This is a genomic window from Danxiaibacter flavus (assembly GCF_041060425.1).
Taxonomy (GTDB): Bacteria; Bacteroidota; Bacteroidia; order Chitinophagales; family Chitinophagaceae; genus Danxiaibacter; species Danxiaibacter flavus.
Genome location: NZ_JAULBC010000012.1, coordinates 26,843 through 45,219, shown reverse-complemented (window position 1 = coordinate 45,219; position 18,377 = coordinate 26,843). Strand labels below are relative to the sequence as shown.

Genomic DNA, 18,377 nt, shown 5'->3' with positions numbered 1-18,377 from the left:
AATCCCTCATATACGCTCAATCCATCATTTGAATTTATTGTTGTGCTTTTCCGAAGCTGATTTTTTGAGTGCCTGGCAAATTATTCAGATGCGGCATTTGCCCGTTGCCATACGCTTTGTAAAGCCTTACAATGTCGTCCTTCGTATCTCCGATAAATGGTCCGTGCGCAACTATGGGTACATTATGCGGTTGGGCAGCATACAATACAAAATGCGTGTCTTCAAGTGATTGCAAGGCAAGCTCACTGTTACCTGTTTCTGCGCTTCTGTTCAGCCATCCTGCTTGTCCTGCTTTAATAGTTTTATCCCCTACCTGAACGCTTCCATCCAGCACATAGATCAGTCCGTTTTGACTGGCAGGTAATTCCTGAACAACAGCCTGACCGGCTTTCATTCTGAAATCTACCAGTGTAAGTGGCGTATGGTTCCTGACTGGTGAAGTCAACCCATTGCTGCTTCCACTGTATACAAGGATTTGGTAATTGTCATTTTTGAGAGACGGTACATCTTCTAACAGAATTTTTTGCCAGAAAGGTTGTGCCCATCTTTTTTCAGGAGGCAATGCCAGCCATACCTGCAGAATGTGCAGGTTTTGTTTTGATGTAATCTCTTCCGTATGAATGATGCCTTTACCGGCAGTCATCAGTTCAAAACTGCCGGTTTTCCAATCTTTTTCGTTGCCTTCCAACACCAATGTAAGTGTTTCAAACCCGGCGTGCGGATGTGCGCCACCCACCGGTTCTCCTCCCGGAAGGTTTAATTTATCATCCATAAACAAAATAAAGGGATCAGATTCCTCATAAGGGATTCCGTCAAAAACGGCCGAAGCACTATGCCCAATCCCCAAAAATCCCTCATGCCAGCTGCCCTGGGTAACTTTCGATATGATTCTTTGTGTCATTGTTTTTAGTTTTTTGTGTTTGTTAAAAGCCGTTGTCTTAATTCGGGAAAACGGATGATGGCTGTGATCCAAAGAACAGTTTGAAAAACAACCGCCATTACCACCGGTTCCTGGTGTTCGAGGTGGGTAACGATGGCGCCACCTAAATAAGCGGCCAATAAAAGTGTTCCCAAAACTCCTGTTCTCGGTATGATGAAGAATATCAGTGAAATAATTTCAATCATCCCGATAAACTGGTAAGTATGCGCATCTATTCCAAATGAAGATGCCTGTTCAATAGCTGTTGCGTTTTGAGTGAGTTTCATAAAAGCACTCATTGTGAAAAGTAACGCTAAAATGATGGTTAGTACCCATCCTGTCATTTTAGATGTTTTTTGTGTCATAATTGTTGAGATTTAATTTTTAAAATGCAAATGCTTCTTCTACCGCATGAATGGCTTTGGGCATGGCTTCCTCTTTAATTCCTGGAATGGCAACGCCTTCCACCCTGAAAGCGAAAATTTCCTGTACACCAAGAAAACCAAGAACACTCCGCAGGTATTTTTCTGTGAAGTCAAAGTCCTTCATCACTCCCTCGGAGTAAATACCCCCCGAAGCAATTGCCAGGTAAACTTTTTTGTTTTTGAGCAATCCTTCTATACCATTTTCGCCATACCGGAAAGTAACCCCGGCTCTTGTAATATGGTCTATCCAGGCTTTTAGTGAAGAGGGAATGGTAAAATTGTACATCGGAACGTCTATCACTATAATATCCGACTCCATCAACTCTTCAATTGCATTATTGGAGTACTGCACTGCACGCTTCAGTTCCGTCGAAAGATCTTGTACCGGAGTTGCAAAAGAGGTAAAATGGATCTCGTTGAAATGCGGAATTTCGTCGTGAACCAGGTTGCGGGTATGCACCTGCGAACCGGGATATTTTTTCACCAAATTTTCCAAAATAGCATTGCCCAATTGAAAGCTTTTGGATGCTTTACCCTGGAAACTGGTTTCTAATCTTAAAATTTTCATTGATCTGATTTTTTGGTTAAATGCAGATGCAAATTTCCAAAGAAGTAGTATACCTTTGTTATCTGTTACAAAAAGGATAGTACTTACAAAAAGGATAGTATATGGAAAAACATACGGTTGAAAGCTGTAAAAAAGCCAAGCTGGCTATAAGGGATACACTGGATGTGGTTGGCGGAAAATGGAAGCTGGTTTTGATCTCCGTTTTAAGAAGCGGGAAGAAAGGGTTTAATGAGTTATCAAGGGAAGCGGGAATTTCTCCGCGTATTCTGTCTAAAGAGCTGCAGGAGATGGAAATGAATGGCCTGGTAAGCCGCGAAGTCTGCAATACCAAACCTGTAACAGTTCAGTATGAACTGACAGATTACAGTGAAACATTGAATGAGGTTTTAACGGCAATGGAGAAATGGGGCTATCTGCACAGGAAACATGTTAGCACAAAGTCCTCCGAAGCTTTCTCTGCACAAGACACTACTGTATCGCAGTTGCAATAAAGTACCTTTAACGCGTAGCAAAGTGTTCTTCTTCTTGAAGGCAAACAAGTAACAATATGGAGTGTAGAACATTGATAAAGAAGAAAATAAAAAAGAAATGAGGGCTATCCAGCATTCAATGGATGTGCTTAATGAGAAATGGAATAGCTATCATCTCGTCAATTTGCCTGTACAACAAAAGAAGATTTTCAGATATATTGAACGATGTAGTTGGGATTTCGAACAAAATGTTGAGCAAAGAACTAAAAGAGTTGGAAACAAATAAATTGATCAAACGAACTGTTTTAGACACCCAGCCCGTAACGGTTCAGTATGAACTCTCGAAACATGGCGCGAAACAATGCAAACAATAATTAAGAATCCTCAGCCTGGGGAATTCAACACCAAAAGGAAATTTTGGTAGAGATTGAATTTCGGGAATTTCCGGTGCATTTTAAAGGTATGGGTCTTGCACTTGCGAAGCAATTGATAAAATATGGGCACAAGGTAGCTATGACTCCAAAAAAACAAAAGCCAATCATCACTGACTGGCTTTCTGTGTCCCCGCAGAGACTCGAACTCTGGACCCATTGATTAAGAGTCAATTGCTCTACCAACTGAGCTACGGAGACATTTTCTTCGCTATTTAATTGCGAAGGCTGCAAAAATATTCATTACAACCGATTTTTAATCAATTAGTTCCTAAAAAGTTGAAAATTTCATTAACAACCTATTTGTTTAGATTTTTTTAACATTCGCCGTTATCCTCCTGATAATGGTAGATACAGACGCCGGTGTTGGGGCTTTGAAGGGGCAAGAGGAGCATCGGGCGGCTTTTCCGGGAGGAAAAAGGTAATTTTGAGATACCCCAGGTGTTAAATGAGAGTCGATATACTTTGGTAATGCTGTCTTGGCCAAAGTACGAAATACGAAGTACGAAGTACGGTACTTCGGTCAGGCTTACCAGAAATCGACTTGCTTATTATCGATCTTATCTGCCACTCTTTTCAGGATGCTGAAGAAATAAAGCGTGTTCGAGTTAACGTACCCGCCTGAATGGACTCAGTCCGGGCAGGCTTCGTACCCGCCTGAATGAGCTTCTGTTCGGGCAGGCTTCGTAGCTCGTACTTGATCAGCTCTGGAAAAGACAATGGTTGCAGATCGCAATTGTTTACTTAAAACCTATTATGTTGAAACAACTCGCCGTTATTGGCAGTGGGAGTTGGGCAACAGCATTGGTAAAAATTTTTGCTGAGAGCGGATGTCCTGTTTCGTGGCACGTTAGAGATGCAGAACAGGCAGATTTTATCAAATCAAACGGAAGAAATCCGCGTTATCTCAGTTTTGCCGAATTAGACCTTGAATATATTATGCCCTCTACATCGCTAAAGGATGTTGTACAGGAGGCACAGTGGGTCGTTTTTGCTGTACCAGCTTCGTACCTGTCTTATTACATACAGGATCTTGAACCGGAATGGATGGCTGATAAACAAATCGCCGTATCCATTAAAGGCTTTGTGCCCGGTACCGGGCTTATTCCGGGTGTTTACCTCAAAAAAATGCTGGCTCCTGATGATGCCGGTGATGTAATGGTACTCGCCGGTCCCTGCCATGCAGAAGAAATTGCCAAAGGACAGGATACTTATTTAACCATCGCCGGCAGTAATCCCGAACATGTTCATCAACTGGCAGCCACTATTAAAACGCCTTATATGCATGTGGTGGAAAACAACGATCCGCTGGGTGTTGAGTATGCCGCCATTTGTAAAAACATTGTTGGTATTGCCAGCGGCATTGCCAACGGGTTGCATTACGGCGATAATTTTCAGTCGGTATTGATTTGTAACGCCATGCGGGAAACCAGCAGGCTTTTGCAATACATCGATGCACGCGAGCGCGATATGTTCGACTCTGCCTATTTCGGCGATATGCTGGTTACAGCGTATTCCGATTTTAGCCGTAACAGAACATTGGGCAAGCTGGTGGGTCGCGGTATGCAGGCCGGCAAAGCGTTAGAGCAAATGGAAATGGTTGCTGAAGGTTACCAGGCATCGCTGGAGATGGCTGCACTGCTTCAACAATCCTGCCTCCGTTTGCCTATCTTACATGGCGTTTATCGCATATTACATCAACACGCAAACCCTTATCACGAGTTTAAACTGTTAGAGAAATTATTACGTTAACCAATCTGAATCGGAAAAGTCCCGCCTGCCCGCCAGGCGCGCAAATTCAACATGATCAATGATAGTGAAAAATCAGCGAGCCTGATCATTTCACTATTGGCCATTCACTATTGACTTCTTCTGATTTGGATTTAAAGAATTTACGCATGTTACTAGCAACAGATCTGGATGGAACTTTTTTGGGTGGCATAAGCCTGCACCGTCAGCAACTATATCGTATTATCAGGAGAAATCCTTCTATAAGACTGGTATTTGTAACCGGCAGAGGATTGGAAACCGTGTTGCCGTTGCTGAATGATCCCATTATTCCGAATCCTGACTTTATTATATGTGACGTTGGAGCCACCATCGTCAACGGACATACATTAGATGCCATTCAACCGCTTCAAAGCAAGATTGAACAGAAGTGGCCGGGCGTTTTACAGGTGCAGCAAAAAATGGAAGCGTTGCCGCAACTACAGTACCAGGAAGTGCCACAGCAAAGAAGATGCTCTTATTATACGAGTGATACTTCGCTGCTGCCCAAGGCCAAAGAGCTGGCTGCAGAAATTGGTTGTGATGTGCTGTATTCTGCCGGGAAATTTTTGGATATTCTTCCCGCAGGTATAAACAAAGGTTCCAGCCTTACCAACCTGGTGGATTACCTGCGCATAGATCCGTCTGAAGTATTGGTAGCGGGCGATACATTGAATGACCTCTCCATGTACCAATGCAATTTTAAAGGCGTGGTTGTGGGTGAGGCTGAACAGTTGTTGCTGGATGCCACACGTGATATTGCTGATGTGTACCAGGCTTCTATTGCCGGTGCCGGCGGTATTATGCAGAGTATGAAACATTTTGAGTTTTTCAGAAAATATATTCCGCAGGAAGCGGAGAAAATTTTACAGCAGAGTAAGTCGACGAGAGAGCCGCAGATCGTGATGATGTATCACCGTTTTCCTTACGAGGTTAAGGACAATGGTGTGCAGAAAGAACGTGTGGCGCCAAAAAGCCCGAATGGTATTTTGCCTACGTTGCAAAGTTTCTTTGCCAACGGAAGATCGGGTGTGTGGATTGCCTGGGAAGAAGTGGCGCGTAGTGGTGAAGTGCTTAGGAACCTGTATATAGATAAAGAAAAATATCCTAACCTGATGGCTTCGCGCATTGGCTTGACCAAAAAGGAAGTGGATATTTTTTATCGTATTTTTTCAAAGGAGGCTTTCTGGCCAACCATTTTTTCTTTTGTTGACAAGGTGAATTTCAATCACAGCCATTGGGATCATTTTGTAAGGATCAACAAACTGTTTGCAGAAAAAGCCGCGCAGCAGGCGGACAAAGGCGCCATTGTGTGGATTCATGATTACAATCTCTGGATGGTTCCGGGTTATTTAAGGCAGATGAGGCCCGATCTGCATATTGGCTTCTTCCACCATACGGCTTTTCCTGCGGCGAATACATTTAATATTTTGCCGTGGAGAAGGGAGATCATCAGTAGTTTGCTGCAATGTGATTATATCGGCTTCCATATTCCGCGTTATGTCGAAAATTTTGTGGATGTGGTGAAGAGTCTGATGCCTGCAACGGTGAAGGAGAAAGTGAATTGTGCACCGAAATATCTTACCTATAGCACGGCGCTTGGTGTTGAGCAAATGACTACGAGCCTGGATTTGGGTAATCGCGTGATACGTCTTGGCGCTAACCCGGTTGGTATTAATGTGAAGTATATTCAATCGTTAATGCAGCAGGATGAAACGCTGGAAAAAGTTGCCAAACTGCGAAGCGAGCTGGGAGATAAACAACTTATTTTAAGTGTGGAGCGACTGGATTATGTAAAGGGACCGTTGGAAAAGATCCAGGCATTTGAACAGTTCCTGGAAGAATATCCTGAGTTTCATGGAAAGGTTGAGCTGATCAATATTTGTACGCCGCCGGCGCAGGGAATGAAAGTGTATGAGAAAGTGCAGAATGAACTGGAGCAGGCTGTGGGCCGCATCAATGGTAAATATTCGCAGTTTAACTGGACGCCCGTTCGGTTCTTCTTCCGCTCGGTGCCGTTTGAGGAAGTGGTGGCTTATTATGCGTTGGCTGATATTGCGTGGATCACTCCGCTGCGTGATGGATTGAATCTTGTGGCGAAGGAGTATGTAGCTGTTCAGGGATGTTTGGAGCAATCGAATGGCGCGTTAATTCTATCTGAATTTGCAGGTGCTGCGGTGGAGCTTCCTTATGCATTGTTGACGAATCCGTATGATTATCGTTCGCTGAAGGAGACTTTATTGCAGGCTTTACTGATGAATGATGAAGAGCGCCAAATGCGAATGCAAAGACTGGCGGAGCATGTGAACCATTATGATGTGGATTATTGGGCGGATGATTTTATCGGCTGCCTGATGCAGCAATCCAGCTTCGAAGCGAAGGAGGAAAAAATATCGAAATTGAGTGTTGTTTAAAATGCAAATGCCTTGCGGCATTGGGTTAACCACAGAGGTAAAGGAGTTTTTTTCACAGAGGACACGGTTTTTGTTGCCACTGAAGCACAGAAGCACAGAGGTTTTGTACTGAGTAAAATAACTCCTTTAACGCTGAGTTTTTTTTTGCCACTGAAACACAGAAGCACTGAGGTTTTGCACTCCTCTGTGAAACTCCGTGAAAAAACTCTATGTTCTCTGTGGTTAACTTCTTTCTTTTTTCTTTGTTTATTTTCTGTGCTTCAGTGGTTATAATACGTCGTGTGTCTTTGTGTCGCCCTGCCCCCGTGGTTCAAAAAACTTTAACTTTGCCCATCTCCTTAAACATTAATTTCTTACAAATGAGAAAGACATTCCAATACCCCATTTTAGCTACTCTTTTTTTACTCTCATTACATTCTCTTTTTGCGCAAAGCGGCAAAGTAAAGCAGGTAAAGCTTACAGCATTTCAGTTACAATCATCATCTGTTACCTCCGCATCTGGCAAAGAATTATCAACTACCGGCTTTCAACCAAAAGAATATTGGTTCCCGGTGAAAGTACCATCAACAGTACTCACCGGGTTAGTCAGAAACAATGTCTATCCTGATCCATACCAGGGCATGAACAACATGCTCATTCCCGATGCATCGGATAGTTTCAATCATCGTTATAATTTATTTCAATACAGCCATCTGCCCAATCAGCAAAATCCCTGGGCAAAACCGTATTGGTACAAAACAACCTTTACAGTCCCTGAGGCTGACAAAGGCCGCCACTTTCAACTCCTGTTTAAAGGAATTAACTACCGCGCGGATGTTTGGCTGAACGGACAACAAATTGCAGATTCATCGCAAATGGTCGGCATGTTTGCCACCTACAGCCTGGATGTAAGTTCTGTTGTAAAAGCCGGAGCAAACAACGCACTCGCCGTTAAAATTTATCCGCTGGATGTTCCGGGTGAGCCTGATAAAGAACAGCTGAAAGCACTGGAAAGCTTTTATTTGAATGGAGGTCCTACGGGAGATATTGGCAAGAACGTCACCATGCTTTGTAGCGTTGGCTGGGATTGGCTTCCCCCAGTGCGCGATAGAAACATGGGTATCTGGCAACCGGTATATTTAAAAACTTCTGGCAATACAACGATCAATACGGTTCAGATCAAAACTGATCTGCCCAATCTTCCTGATACAAGCGTCGCCAATCTTTCTCTTTCTTTATCATTAAAGAATAGCGGCAAAGCAAACGATAATGGCAAACTTACGGTTAAGATAACACCTGAAACATTTGCAGGAACACCCATCACCATCACTAAAAATATTGCTGTCAATGCCGGTTCATCTTCTGATGTAACACTCGATCATAACAGTGTAAAAGAGATGATCATCAGGCAGCCGCATCTATGGTGGCCGCATGATTATGGAAAGACTGATCTCTACAGAATTCAATTGAGCTACAGCAACGGCACTACAGTTTCTGACGACACCTCATTTGTGTTCGGCATAAGAACGGTGGATAGTAAGACAACTGATGTAAACGGTTGGCTGCGTCGCGATTTTTATGTGAATGGAAAGAAGGTGCATTTGGTGGGAGGTGCGTGGGTTCCTGATATGATGTTGAATCGCGATAGCCTGCGATTGGATAATGAACTGCGGCTTTGTCAAAATGCCAATGTAAACCTCGTGAGAATTTGGGGCGGAGGTGTTACACCACCTGATGTATTTTTTGAAATTGCTGATCGTTTGGGATTGATGGTCTGGTCGGATTTCTGGATCACTGGTGATACACAAGGAGAGTTCAAGGGCTCGCCTGACTGGCCGTTGCAGGGTGATGTATTTAACAGGAATATGATCAATACCATTTACCGCATTCGCAACCACGCCAGCTTATTGGTATGGACCGGCGGTAATGAAGGTCATGCAAGAAAAGAAATTTACAACGCCATGCGTGATGGTATTGCCACGTTAGATGGCACTCGACCTTTTATTCCCAACTCTTCCGGCTTTGCAAAGTTCCCGGCAGATATGAAACACTCCTGGCCGGATGATAAAGCCTCTGGTGTTTACAGTGGCGGACCCTACGCCTGGCGCGATCCGATGGATTACTACAAATTCGTCAACAATGGTAAGGATTGGGTTTTTAAAGATGAAACCGGACTGCCTTCCCAGCCGCCAATTTCTACTTTGCACAAGATAATTCCGAACCTGACCTGGGATACATCATTGCCTTATCCGCTCAATCATACATGGGGTTATCATGATGCATGTACCAGCCCGATGTTTTATGATAAGTATTACAAAGAAATGGAAACGCGCTATGGTAAGGCCACCAGCCTGGAGGATTTTTCTACAAAAATGCAATTGCTGAATGCAATAGGCTACCAGGGAATTTTTGAAGCAGCCAATCACAAACTGAATGAAACAGGTGGCGTAATGTTATGGAAATTAAACGCAGCTTTCCCGAGTGTTGCATGGCAGATCTATGACTGGTACCTGCAACCCAATGCCGGATATTACTTTATGCAGAACGCCTGTGAGCCGTTGCATATCCAGTTTAATCATGATGATTCGACTATTGCAGTTGTAAATCGCACCCATAATTTGCAAAGCGGATTAACAGCTGATGTGAATGTGTATGATTTGAGTGGTAAATCCATTTTCAACAAAGGTGTTGGCAATATAAATCTCGCTGCATTGGAAGTAAAATCAGCCGTGGAATTAAACAAGACGTTGGCCTCCGCCAACGGTGTGAGTTTTGTTTTATTAAGATTGAAAAACTCTAAGGGGAAGATTGTTTCGTCCAATACATATTGGCTTGCACCGGGCAACAATTATCAATCCATGCAGAACATGGATAAGACTAGTGTCGGTGTGAAGTTGATAAGCATAGCTCCTTCGAAGAATGAAAAAACATTTACTTACCAGTTAACGAATTCAGGTAAAGAGGTTGCATTCTTTATCAATTTGTCTTTGAATAATGGTGCTGATGAACTGGCGCCATGTTTTTGGTCATCAAATTATATTTCCTTGGCACCGGGAGAGTCTGCGAATGTGTCTGTGACGGTTGCGGGTGATAAAATAACGCAGGGTTCTGTGATGCAGGTTAGCGGGTGGAATATTGAAAAACAACAGGTGCCGTTACCGTAGAGACGCGATGCATCGCGTCTCCACAATATGCATTTGCTCCGTTACAACATGCAATTTGCGGCAGGCCCTACACTCCGTAGAACGAGCCATTGATTTGATTTTTTGCTATCGCCCCTTCAGGGCTTGATCGGCATTTTCGATTTTTCCCAGGGCGTTGCCCTGGGCTAGTGATATGAGGCCTTCAGCCTCAGTCAACACGCGAATTACCGTAGATACGCGATGCGTCGCGTCTCTATCAAATACGGGCAAACCTTATATATCCTTATATGCCCTACATGGTTCAAAATCATTCGCACAAAGAAGGCACGCAGTTTAAAAACCGCGTGCCTTCTTTTGTATTACAATCTTGTCGTTAACAGTACGTTCCATTTTGCCCCCACATCGTACACCGTACATCAGACATCGTACATTGTCTCACATCGTACATCTAAGACCGTACATCTCACATTCCTTCACATCGTACACCGTACCCGCCCGAACGTGCCGTCGGTACGGGCAGGCATCTGACATCGTACATTCAATCGGCCTGTTTCACCTAAGTACTTCGTACTTCGTAACTCGTACTTACTACCCACATCGTACATCTAAAACCGTACGTCTTACATCCCTTTACTCCTTATGCGGTGCAGGCAACGTCACCCAATTTCTTCCATCCCTTGCTATCAATGCTTCTGCATCTTCAGGGCCCCAGCTTCCGGGTGAATAGTTAGGGAAATCAACCGGTGGTCTTTGTTCCCATGCTTCGATGATTGGCATTACTACTTTCCATGCAGATTCTACCTGGTCGGCGCGCATGAATTGTGTCGGGTTGCCTTCCATTACATCGAGCAACAATGTTTCGTATGCTTCAGGCTCATGACCGTCGTAAGCATCTTCATAGTTAAAGATCATATCCACAGGACTCAACGTCATTGTCTGACCCGGACGTTTAGCCTGGAACCTTAAACGGATATCCGTCTTAGGCTGAATGCTGATCGTTAAACGGTTTGGTCTCCATGTTTCGGCAGCTTCCGGTGGGAAGGCGTAATGCGGAGCCTGCTTAAATTGAACGGTAATGATGGTTGTTTTATCGTGCAGGTGTTTACCAGTGCGCACGTAGATAGGAACATCCTGCCAGCGCCAGTTATCAATATAGAATTTGATAGCCGCAAAAGTTTCGGTTGGTGATTGTGGAGCTACTTTCTCTTCCTGCCTGTAACCTTTTACCTTATCACCTTTCATCCAGCCTTCACTGTATTGACCGCGAACTGCATAAGCATGTACTTCATCGCGGGTAATCTTTCTCAACGCATTCAACACATCCACTTTCTTATTACGGATCTCGTTAGCTTCAAAGTTCACAGGAGCGTCCATCGCTATCATGCAGATCAGTTGCAGGATATGGTTCTGCACCATGTCACGCAATGCACCGCTTTGCTCATAGTAGCCACCACGACCTTCCACACCAACTGTTTCAGCGTTAGTGATCTGAATGTGGTCGATATAGTTGCGGTTCCAGATCGGCTCAAACAATGCATTTGCAAAACGCAATGCAAGAATGTTCTGAACGGTTTCTTTACCAAGATAGTGGTCAATTCTATAGATCTGATCCTCAGCAAACATGGAAGTAAGCAAAGCATTCAGTTCGTGCGCACTTTTCAAATCATGCCCGAATGGTTTTTCAACTACTATGCGCGTGTAGATCGTGTCTTTACAAAGATTCAGCTTACCCAGTTTCACAGCAATATCCGGAACCAGTTGCGGAGCAACCGCCAGGTAAAAAATAACATTAGGATGTTCGCCAAACTGTTCTTCAACTTCCTTAACCTTGTCTGCTATTTTGCTGTAAGCCGCTTCGTCTTCACCATCCATCTGCAAATAGCCCACGTGTTGGGAGAATTCTTTCCAATGTCCGTTCTGCTCGCCTTTTCTTCTGCTGAATTCCTGGATGCCATCATACAAATGCTTGCGGAATTTTTCATCAGAGTAAGCTGTTCTTCCCAAGCCTACAATCGCAAACTTTTCAGGCATCCAGCCATCCAAAAAAAGGTTATATAGCGCAGGAGATAATTTTCTTTGATTCAAATCGCCGCTTCCCCCAAAAATAAACAACAAGGTGGCCGGCGGACGGGTGTTATTGTTATTCTGTGTTGACATGTTCATTGGTTAATAAATGCTGTTGCTGAACATCGTTCATGCAAAACATTCAATAGTTAATATAAATGCAGGTTAGCAATCCAATAAATTAGCTCGCCCAATCTTCTGTATGGAATATTCCTTCTTTATCAATTCTCTGGTAAGTATGTGCGCCAAAGTAGTCGCGTTGTGCCTGTACCAGGTTGGTTGGCATTTTTTCTGTCGTGAATGCGTCAAAATAAGCCAGTGTGCTCATCAGGGCAGCGCCGCCAATTTTACTTTCAACCACTTTCGCAACTACTGCACGCAGGCTGTGTTGTTTGCTATCCAATAGTTTTACAATTTCTGTATCGAGCAGGATATTTGTTAACTGAGGATTGCTGCTGAATGATTCATAGAAGTCTTCCAATAGCACCGAACGGATGATACATCCACCTCTCCATACTTTTACGGCTGCTTTTAATTCTATCGCCATATCCAGTTCTTCAGAAGCTTTTTTCAACATTGCCAGGCCTTGTGCATAGCTGATCAGGATCGCAGCGAACAACGCTTCTTCAGCCTGTTTGATGAATGATTCTGCATCCGTGATCTTTCCAAAATCAGATTTGTACAAGCGGGCTGCAAGAATTCTTTCATCTTTAAATCCGGATAAAGTACGCATTGCAACGGCCGCGTCAATTGTAGGAATGGCAACGGGCAGATTCAGCGCATCCTGTGAGGTCCAGATCCCTGTTCCTTTAGAACCAGCTTTATCATTGATCATATCCACCAGGAAGTTGCCGGTAATAGGATCTTTCTTTTTAAGAATATCAGCAGTAATTTCTACCAGGTAAGATTTCAGTTCCCCTTCGTTCCAGCTTTTGAAAATTTCATGCAGGCGATCATTGGGAATGTCTGAACCGCGGTGAAGTAGGTCGTAGATCTCGCAGATCAGCTGCATCACGGCATACTCGATACCATTGTGCACCATTTTCACGAAATGTCCGGCAGCGCCTTTACCCATGTAAGCAACGCAAGGTTCGCCGTCTACATGCGCCGCAATGGATTCAAATATTGGTTTTATGATTTCCCAGGCTTTTATATCACCGCCGGGCATAATGCTTGGCCCGGTACGTGCACCAAACTCACCGCCGGAAATACCAGTGCCCATAAAATGAAAACCTTTATCACTTACATATTTAATTCTTCTCAGTGTATCGGTATAGTGTGAGTTACCGCCATCTATTATAAGATCTCCCTGATCCAGAAGAGGTAATAAACTGTCAATTACATCATCAACCGGCTTCCCGGCAGGCACCAGCATCATAATCTTTCGCGGCACCGCCAACTGCTTGACCATTTCTTCCAACGTTGTTACGCCCTTTACAGTTGTACCCGCTGTTGCCGAAGATTCCAGGGAAGCTCCCTTTTCTGCATCTTTATCAAAACCGATAACGCTAAAGCCATGATCAGCTATGTTTAGCAAGAGGTTGCGGCCCATAACGCCAAGACCAACCATGCCGAAGTCAAATGATGTGTTCATGTGGATATTACTAAATTAAAAGAAATGCAAGTTAAGGCATGTACGTAAATAATTGGCGCTCTTGTTTGAATAACCTGTTAGCTAACAGACGTGTGTATTGCCTGATGCCATTGAGAAAAGAACCAATTTTTAGCTAATGCAAAATACAAAGTGGCCTTGTTTTTTTGTTGTATAGATTGTGGGAGCACGCGTACCCGAAAGAGCATTTAAATGTCTTTTAAAGTTATCTGTTTAAATATGGCTAAGCATTATCGTTTGATTTGTAGTTGTTTAAATATAGCATTCGACGAATGCGATGATTGTTGTGTGTGTCTTTGAACGATAATATTTTACAATTATATAACCGATTCTATTTCCTTTGGAAGCTGGTGAATTTGTTGCTGTAAAGCCATTTCGAGATTGATTCACCTATCTCTTTTCATTGCCGTCTGCTTCAGCTGACGGAGAGTGGAACATATCGAACATGGCTTTAGCCACATAACCTACCCTTTAGGGCTAAAGCCCGGTTTAAAAAATCAATCACTGTCCGTCAGCTGAAGCAGACGGCAATGAATTGGCCCCACAAGCTTTCAAGCAAAATCTAATTATCAGGCGAAATCTAATGTTTCGTGGCGTTTGGAATGTTTATCCCGATTTCTCCTGTTTTTTATTACCCAATTCGACAGCCCGCTAAGCGCTTCGGTCGTAACTTTGGAAAATTTTTTTTATGTCTGAGCTGGTAAAGAAATTTAATGACTACAGGGAGAAGATGAATGAGGTGATCTTGAGCAAAGATAACCTGGTACTCAAGCGTTTATGGAATCTGGATACAAACACTTATGAAGATGGCGCTTTGGATAAAAGAACCAAAGAAATGCTTGGACTGGTTGCCAGCATGGTTTTACGCTGTGATGATTGCATTAAATACCATTTGGGAAAATGCCGCGAATTGGGTGTTACAACCCAGCAGATGTACGAAATTTTTGCCGTAGCCAATATTGTTGGCGGAACAATTGTAATTCCACATACAAGACGTGCTGCAGAATATTGGGAAGAGCTTATGAGCTCTGAGTTAAAATAGGTGTCCGTTAATTGATTAATTTTGCATAGAAATTTTTTTTGAGATGAGTGAAGTTAATTCGGTGTTACCCACATTAACAGCCAAGGATTTTTCGACCGACCAGGAAGTTCGCTGGTGCCCGGGCTGTGGGGACTATTCCATTCTTGCACAGGTTCAGAAGGTAATGCCTACAATTGGCGTTCCTAAAGAAAATATAGTGATTATCAGCGGTATCGGTTGCAGCAGCCGTTTTCCCTATTACATGAATACGTATGGAATGCACTCGATCCATGGCCGCGCAACAGCCATTGCCAGCGGATTGAAAGCTACCAGGCCCGAACTGAGTGTTTGGATCGTTACGGGTGATGGTGACAGCCTGAGCATTGGTGGTAACCATACCATCCATTTGCTGCGCCGCAACTTTGACGTAAATGTGTTGCTGTTCAATAACCAGATCTACGGTCTTACCAAGGGCCAGTACTCACCAACTTCTGAGGAAAACAAGATCACGAAAAGTACACCGCTCGGCAGCATTGACCATCCGTTCAATCCACTGGCGCTTGCCATGGGAGCAGATGCATCTTTCATAGCCAGAAGTATGGACCGTGATCCTAAACATCTGCAACAGATGCTTACACGTTCTCATCAGCACAAGGGCGCTTCTTTCCTGGAAATCTACCAGAACTGCAACATCTTTAATGATGGCGCATTTGAAATATTTACAGAGAAAGGCAGCAAACTGAATGAAACACTGTTCTTAGAACAAGGCAAGCCTTTGATTTTTGGAGCTAACCAAAACAAAGGAATTAAACTGGATGGCTTAAAACCTGTTGTTGTTGAGCTAGGAGAAAATGCAAGCACAGATGATTTGTGGATTCACGATGAAAGGGATTTTTATAAAGCACAGATCTTAATAAGAATGTTTGATGATCCTCGCATTGAAGGTCATTTCCCCCGCCCGTTTGGCGTGTTCTATGAAGCTGACAGAGCTTGTTACGAGGATGCCCTGAACATGCAGATTGAAGAAGCTGTTGCCAAAAAAGGTTCAGGCAATCTTGATAAGCTGCTAAGAGGTTCTGAAGTTTGGGAGATAGCTTAGAAAAATATTTAATAAATAAAAATAATATCGTGAAAAGTCCTTGCTAGCAAGGACTTTTTCATTTTTTACTAATATTAAAATCGATGAAACGGTTATTTTTTTATAGCTCTGGCACCATCTTTGGCATTATTGGTCGAATCAGAAGTATTTGTTAGCCCAAGAAGTTCTCAGTATATGACCAGGTTTAGCTCTATTATCTATTTTTTGTTGATGTTCGCAGTGTTATCCGGCTGCAGCAAGCAATCTGTGTCACCCACATCTCAGAGGGCAGAAGAGGCAAGTAATGGCAATACCGGTAATAATCCAAATAACAATATTGTAGAATCAAAGCCGGCTATTGTAACTCCGAGAGTAGCATCTATCAGCGCCAGCATTCATGGCTTTGGCGAAGCTTTACCTGCTTTATATGATTCTACAACGAAAAACTATCCGCTGATCATATTTCTTCACGGCCAGGGAGACATTGGAAATGGCACTACTGACATATACAAAGTAGGTAGAGAAGGTATTGGAAAAATGGTGAAGAACAAGACCTTTCCTCCCAACTTCAATGTGCAGGGTAAGAACTATTCATTTATCGTATTGCTTCCGCAATTTGACAAATGGGCCGACGCGGGAGATGTGAATGCAATGCTGGATTATGCCGTAAAAAATTACCGGGTGGATCAAAGCCGCATCTATATAGTTGGTTTTAGTATGGGCGGTGGCATTACATGGCTAACCGGCGCCACCGAGGCAGCAAAAATAGCTGCAATTGTTCCAATCTCCAGCGCATCTGCAATAAATGATAAGAACGCAGAAGCACTTGTATCAGCTAAGATGCCGATATGGGCTTTTCATAATACCCAGGACACAATGGTTTCCGTGAACTATACCAAAAATAATGTTGCTAAAGTAGAAGCGCTTAATCCTTCAATTAAGCCAATACTTACTCTTTTCGAGTCGGAGGCGCACGATGCATGGAACAAGGCTTGCAACCCCGGATATAAACAAAACAACATGAACATTTACGAATGGATGCTTCAATATACAAGAAACTAACATTAATTCGGTTTAAAAGATTTTCAACATCGACCAAACAACTTTAAAAAATCTTCTCACCAATCCTTGAACATCATTGTTCGTAACCCTTACTGCTATTGACTTTCATCAATAAATCCAACAATATTCCGAGGAATAATTGACCTGGATTTATTCTACACCGTTTTGGCACCATGTTTGAAAACCTACCCGTGTCCAACAAATTCATCATTCTTTTCAAAGGATCCAACATCCAAATTTTTTATGAGCAAGTTAAAGGCAATTGTAGTCGCATGCCTGGTTGGTGCGACGGTGATCACATCATGTCAGAAAGAATCCGTATCTCCCACACAAACAGCAGAGGAGAACACTTCAAGCGATCATTCAACTTCAGAAAGAACCGCAAATGACATAATTGAAACAAGACCAGCAAATCTTAAGGCAGTTGTTGCTGTCGTAAGCGCAGACATCCATGGTTATTACCGGGCATTACCTGCACGGTACGATTCAACAACTAAAAAATATCCGTTGTTGGTTTACCTGCATGGCAAAGGCGAGATAGGAGATGGTAGTCTTGCCGCGTTACCCAGAGTGCTAAAAAATGGAACTGCAGCATTATTAAAAGCAGGAAAGTTTCCGCCAAACTTTTATGTTAACGGTCAAAACTTTTCATTCATTGTAGTTATGCCGCAATTTACAAGATGGCCGACACCTGATGATGTAAACAGCATGATCACTTATGCAAGGAACAAATACAGGGTAGATACATCGCGTATCTATGTAGCGGGCCTTAGCATGGGTGGCGGCGGAACATGGTTGTTCGCAGAAAAATATCCAACGCGTTCAGCAGCGATTGTTCCTATTGCAGGTGCGAATAAATTGTACAACACAGGGGCAAAGTTCCTGGCATCAAAGAATTTACCGGTTTGGGCTTTTCATAATAAATATGACCCAACGGTGCCTTCTTCCTACTCAGTTAACAACGTTGCAATGATCAATGGCGGATACCCGCTGATTAAACCGAGGTTGACAATCTGGAATGCATATACGCATGATGCGTGGACAAAAGCATCTAATCCGAGCTACAAAGAAAATAACCTGAACATCTACCAGTGGATGTTACAATACAAGAGATAAAAATAAAGACCGTAAGACACGTAAGACAGTAAGATCGTAAGAAGAGCCGTTGCAGGAAGACCGTAAGACACGTAAGACAGTAAGATCGTAAGATTGCTGTTGCAGGAAGACCGTAAGACACGTAAGACAGTAAGATCGTAAGATTGCTGTTGCGGGTGCAGCAGGTTCACAAACTCTTACCATCTTACTTTCTTACTATCTTACATGTCTTTTTTTGGTCTTACACGTCTTACACGTCTTACACGTCTTACACGTCTTACACGTCTTACACGTCTTACACATCTTACACGTCTTACACGTCTTACACG

At 43.2% G+C, this 18,377-nt stretch carries 14 protein-coding genes and 1 tRNA gene; 9 read left to right on the top strand and 6 right to left on the bottom strand.

All coding sequences use genetic code 11. The features are described 5' to 3' along the window. Nucleotides 1-34: 34 nt before the first annotated feature. From QTN47_RS26195 to QTN47_RS26185, 3 genes are read right to left on the bottom strand one after another with little or no spacing between them, the layout of a single operon-like run. The gene (locus QTN47_RS26195; protein WP_369332418.1) at nt 35-901 is read right to left on the bottom strand and encodes a pirin family protein; all 867 of its coding nucleotides are present in this window, start codon (nt 899-901) and stop codon (nt 35-37) included. A gap of 5 nt (nt 902-906) precedes the next feature. Then, complete coding sequence (locus QTN47_RS26190) at nt 907-1,284, bottom strand: DoxX family protein (RefSeq protein ID WP_369332417.1); 378 nt, start codon at nt 1,282-1,284, stop codon at nt 907-909. Between the two features lie 19 nt (nt 1,285-1,303). Then, nucleotides 1,304-1,912 carry an FMN-dependent NADH-azoreductase gene (locus QTN47_RS26185; RefSeq protein ID WP_369332416.1) on the bottom strand — a complete coding sequence of 203 codons (609 nt, stop codon included), beginning with the start codon at nt 1,910-1,912 and terminating at the stop codon, nt 1,304-1,306. Nucleotides 1,913-2,013: 101 nt separating this feature from the next. Here QTN47_RS26185 and QTN47_RS26180 point away from each other — a divergent pair, with 101 nt between their 5' ends. Together QTN47_RS26180 and QTN47_RS26175 are read left to right on the top strand one after the other, a co-directional pair. Further along, nucleotides 2,014-2,403 carry a winged helix-turn-helix transcriptional regulator gene (locus QTN47_RS26180; protein ID WP_369332415.1) on the top strand — a complete coding sequence of 130 codons (390 nt, stop codon included), beginning with the start codon at nt 2,014-2,016 and terminating at the stop codon, nt 2,401-2,403. Between the two features lie 122 nt (nt 2,404-2,525). Beyond that, nucleotides 2,526-2,756 carry a winged helix-turn-helix transcriptional regulator gene (locus QTN47_RS26175; protein WP_369332414.1) on the top strand — a complete coding sequence of 77 codons (231 nt, stop codon included), beginning with the start codon at nt 2,526-2,528 and terminating at the stop codon, nt 2,754-2,756. A 185-nt stretch (nt 2,757-2,941) separates the two neighbouring features. Here the strand turns inward: QTN47_RS26175 and QTN47_RS26170 are convergent. After that, nucleotides 2,942-3,014: transfer RNA gene (locus QTN47_RS26170), tRNA-Lys, on the bottom strand. 555 nt (nt 3,015-3,569) lie between these two features. Here QTN47_RS26170 and QTN47_RS26165 point away from each other — a divergent pair. From QTN47_RS26165 to QTN47_RS26155, 3 genes are all read left to right on the top strand, one after another. Beyond that, nucleotides 3,570-4,565, top strand: a complete 996-nt coding sequence (locus QTN47_RS26165) for an NAD(P)H-dependent glycerol-3-phosphate dehydrogenase (protein WP_369332413.1) — start codon at nt 3,570-3,572, stop codon at nt 4,563-4,565. Nucleotides 4,566-4,711: 146 nt separating this feature from the next. After that, nucleotides 4,712-6,994 (top strand): glucosylglycerol-phosphate synthase, encoded by a 2,283-nt coding sequence (gene ggpS / locus QTN47_RS26160; RefSeq protein ID WP_369332412.1) that lies wholly within the window; start codon nt 4,712-4,714, stop codon nt 6,992-6,994. Between the two features lie 359 nt (nt 6,995-7,353). Beyond that, complete coding sequence (locus QTN47_RS26155) at nt 7,354-10,137, top strand: glycoside hydrolase family 2 protein (protein ID WP_369332411.1); 2,784 nt, start codon at nt 7,354-7,356, stop codon at nt 10,135-10,137. Between the two features lie 609 nt (nt 10,138-10,746). Here QTN47_RS26155 and zwf read toward each other — a convergent pair. Beyond that, nucleotides 10,747-12,273: a glucose-6-phosphate dehydrogenase gene (gene zwf, locus QTN47_RS26150; RefSeq protein ID WP_369332410.1), complete on the bottom strand. Its 1,527-nt coding sequence runs from the start codon at nt 12,271-12,273 to the stop codon at nt 10,747-10,749. Nucleotides 12,274-12,361: 88 nt separating this feature from the next. Beyond that, complete coding sequence (gnd, locus tag QTN47_RS26145; protein ID WP_369332409.1) at nt 12,362-13,774, bottom strand: NADP-dependent phosphogluconate dehydrogenase; 1,413 nt, start codon at nt 13,772-13,774, stop codon at nt 12,362-12,364. Nucleotides 13,775-14,480: 706 nt separating this feature from the next. On the opposite strand from gnd, the gene QTN47_RS26140 reads away from it, so the two are divergent. From QTN47_RS26140 to QTN47_RS26125, 4 genes are all read left to right on the top strand, one after another. Further along, a complete protein-coding gene (locus QTN47_RS26140) occupies nt 14,481-14,834 on the top strand; it encodes a carboxymuconolactone decarboxylase family protein (protein ID WP_369332408.1) in 354 nt (117 codons plus the stop codon). Between the two features lie 43 nt (nt 14,835-14,877). After that, on the top strand, nt 14,878-15,912 hold the full coding sequence (locus QTN47_RS26135; protein ID WP_369332407.1) for a 2-oxoacid:ferredoxin oxidoreductase subunit beta: 1,035 nt from the start codon (nt 14,878-14,880) through the stop codon (nt 15,910-15,912). 174 nt (nt 15,913-16,086) lie between these two features. After that, entirely contained in the window at nt 16,087-16,953 is an 867-nt protein-coding gene (locus QTN47_RS26130; RefSeq protein WP_369332406.1) for a carboxylesterase family protein, read from the top strand. A gap of 243 nt (nt 16,954-17,196) precedes the next feature. Next, entirely contained in the window at nt 17,197-18,069 is an 873-nt protein-coding gene (locus tag QTN47_RS26125) for a carboxylesterase family protein (RefSeq protein ID WP_369332405.1), read from the top strand. The last annotated feature ends 308 nt before the right edge of the window (nt 18,070-18,377 follow it).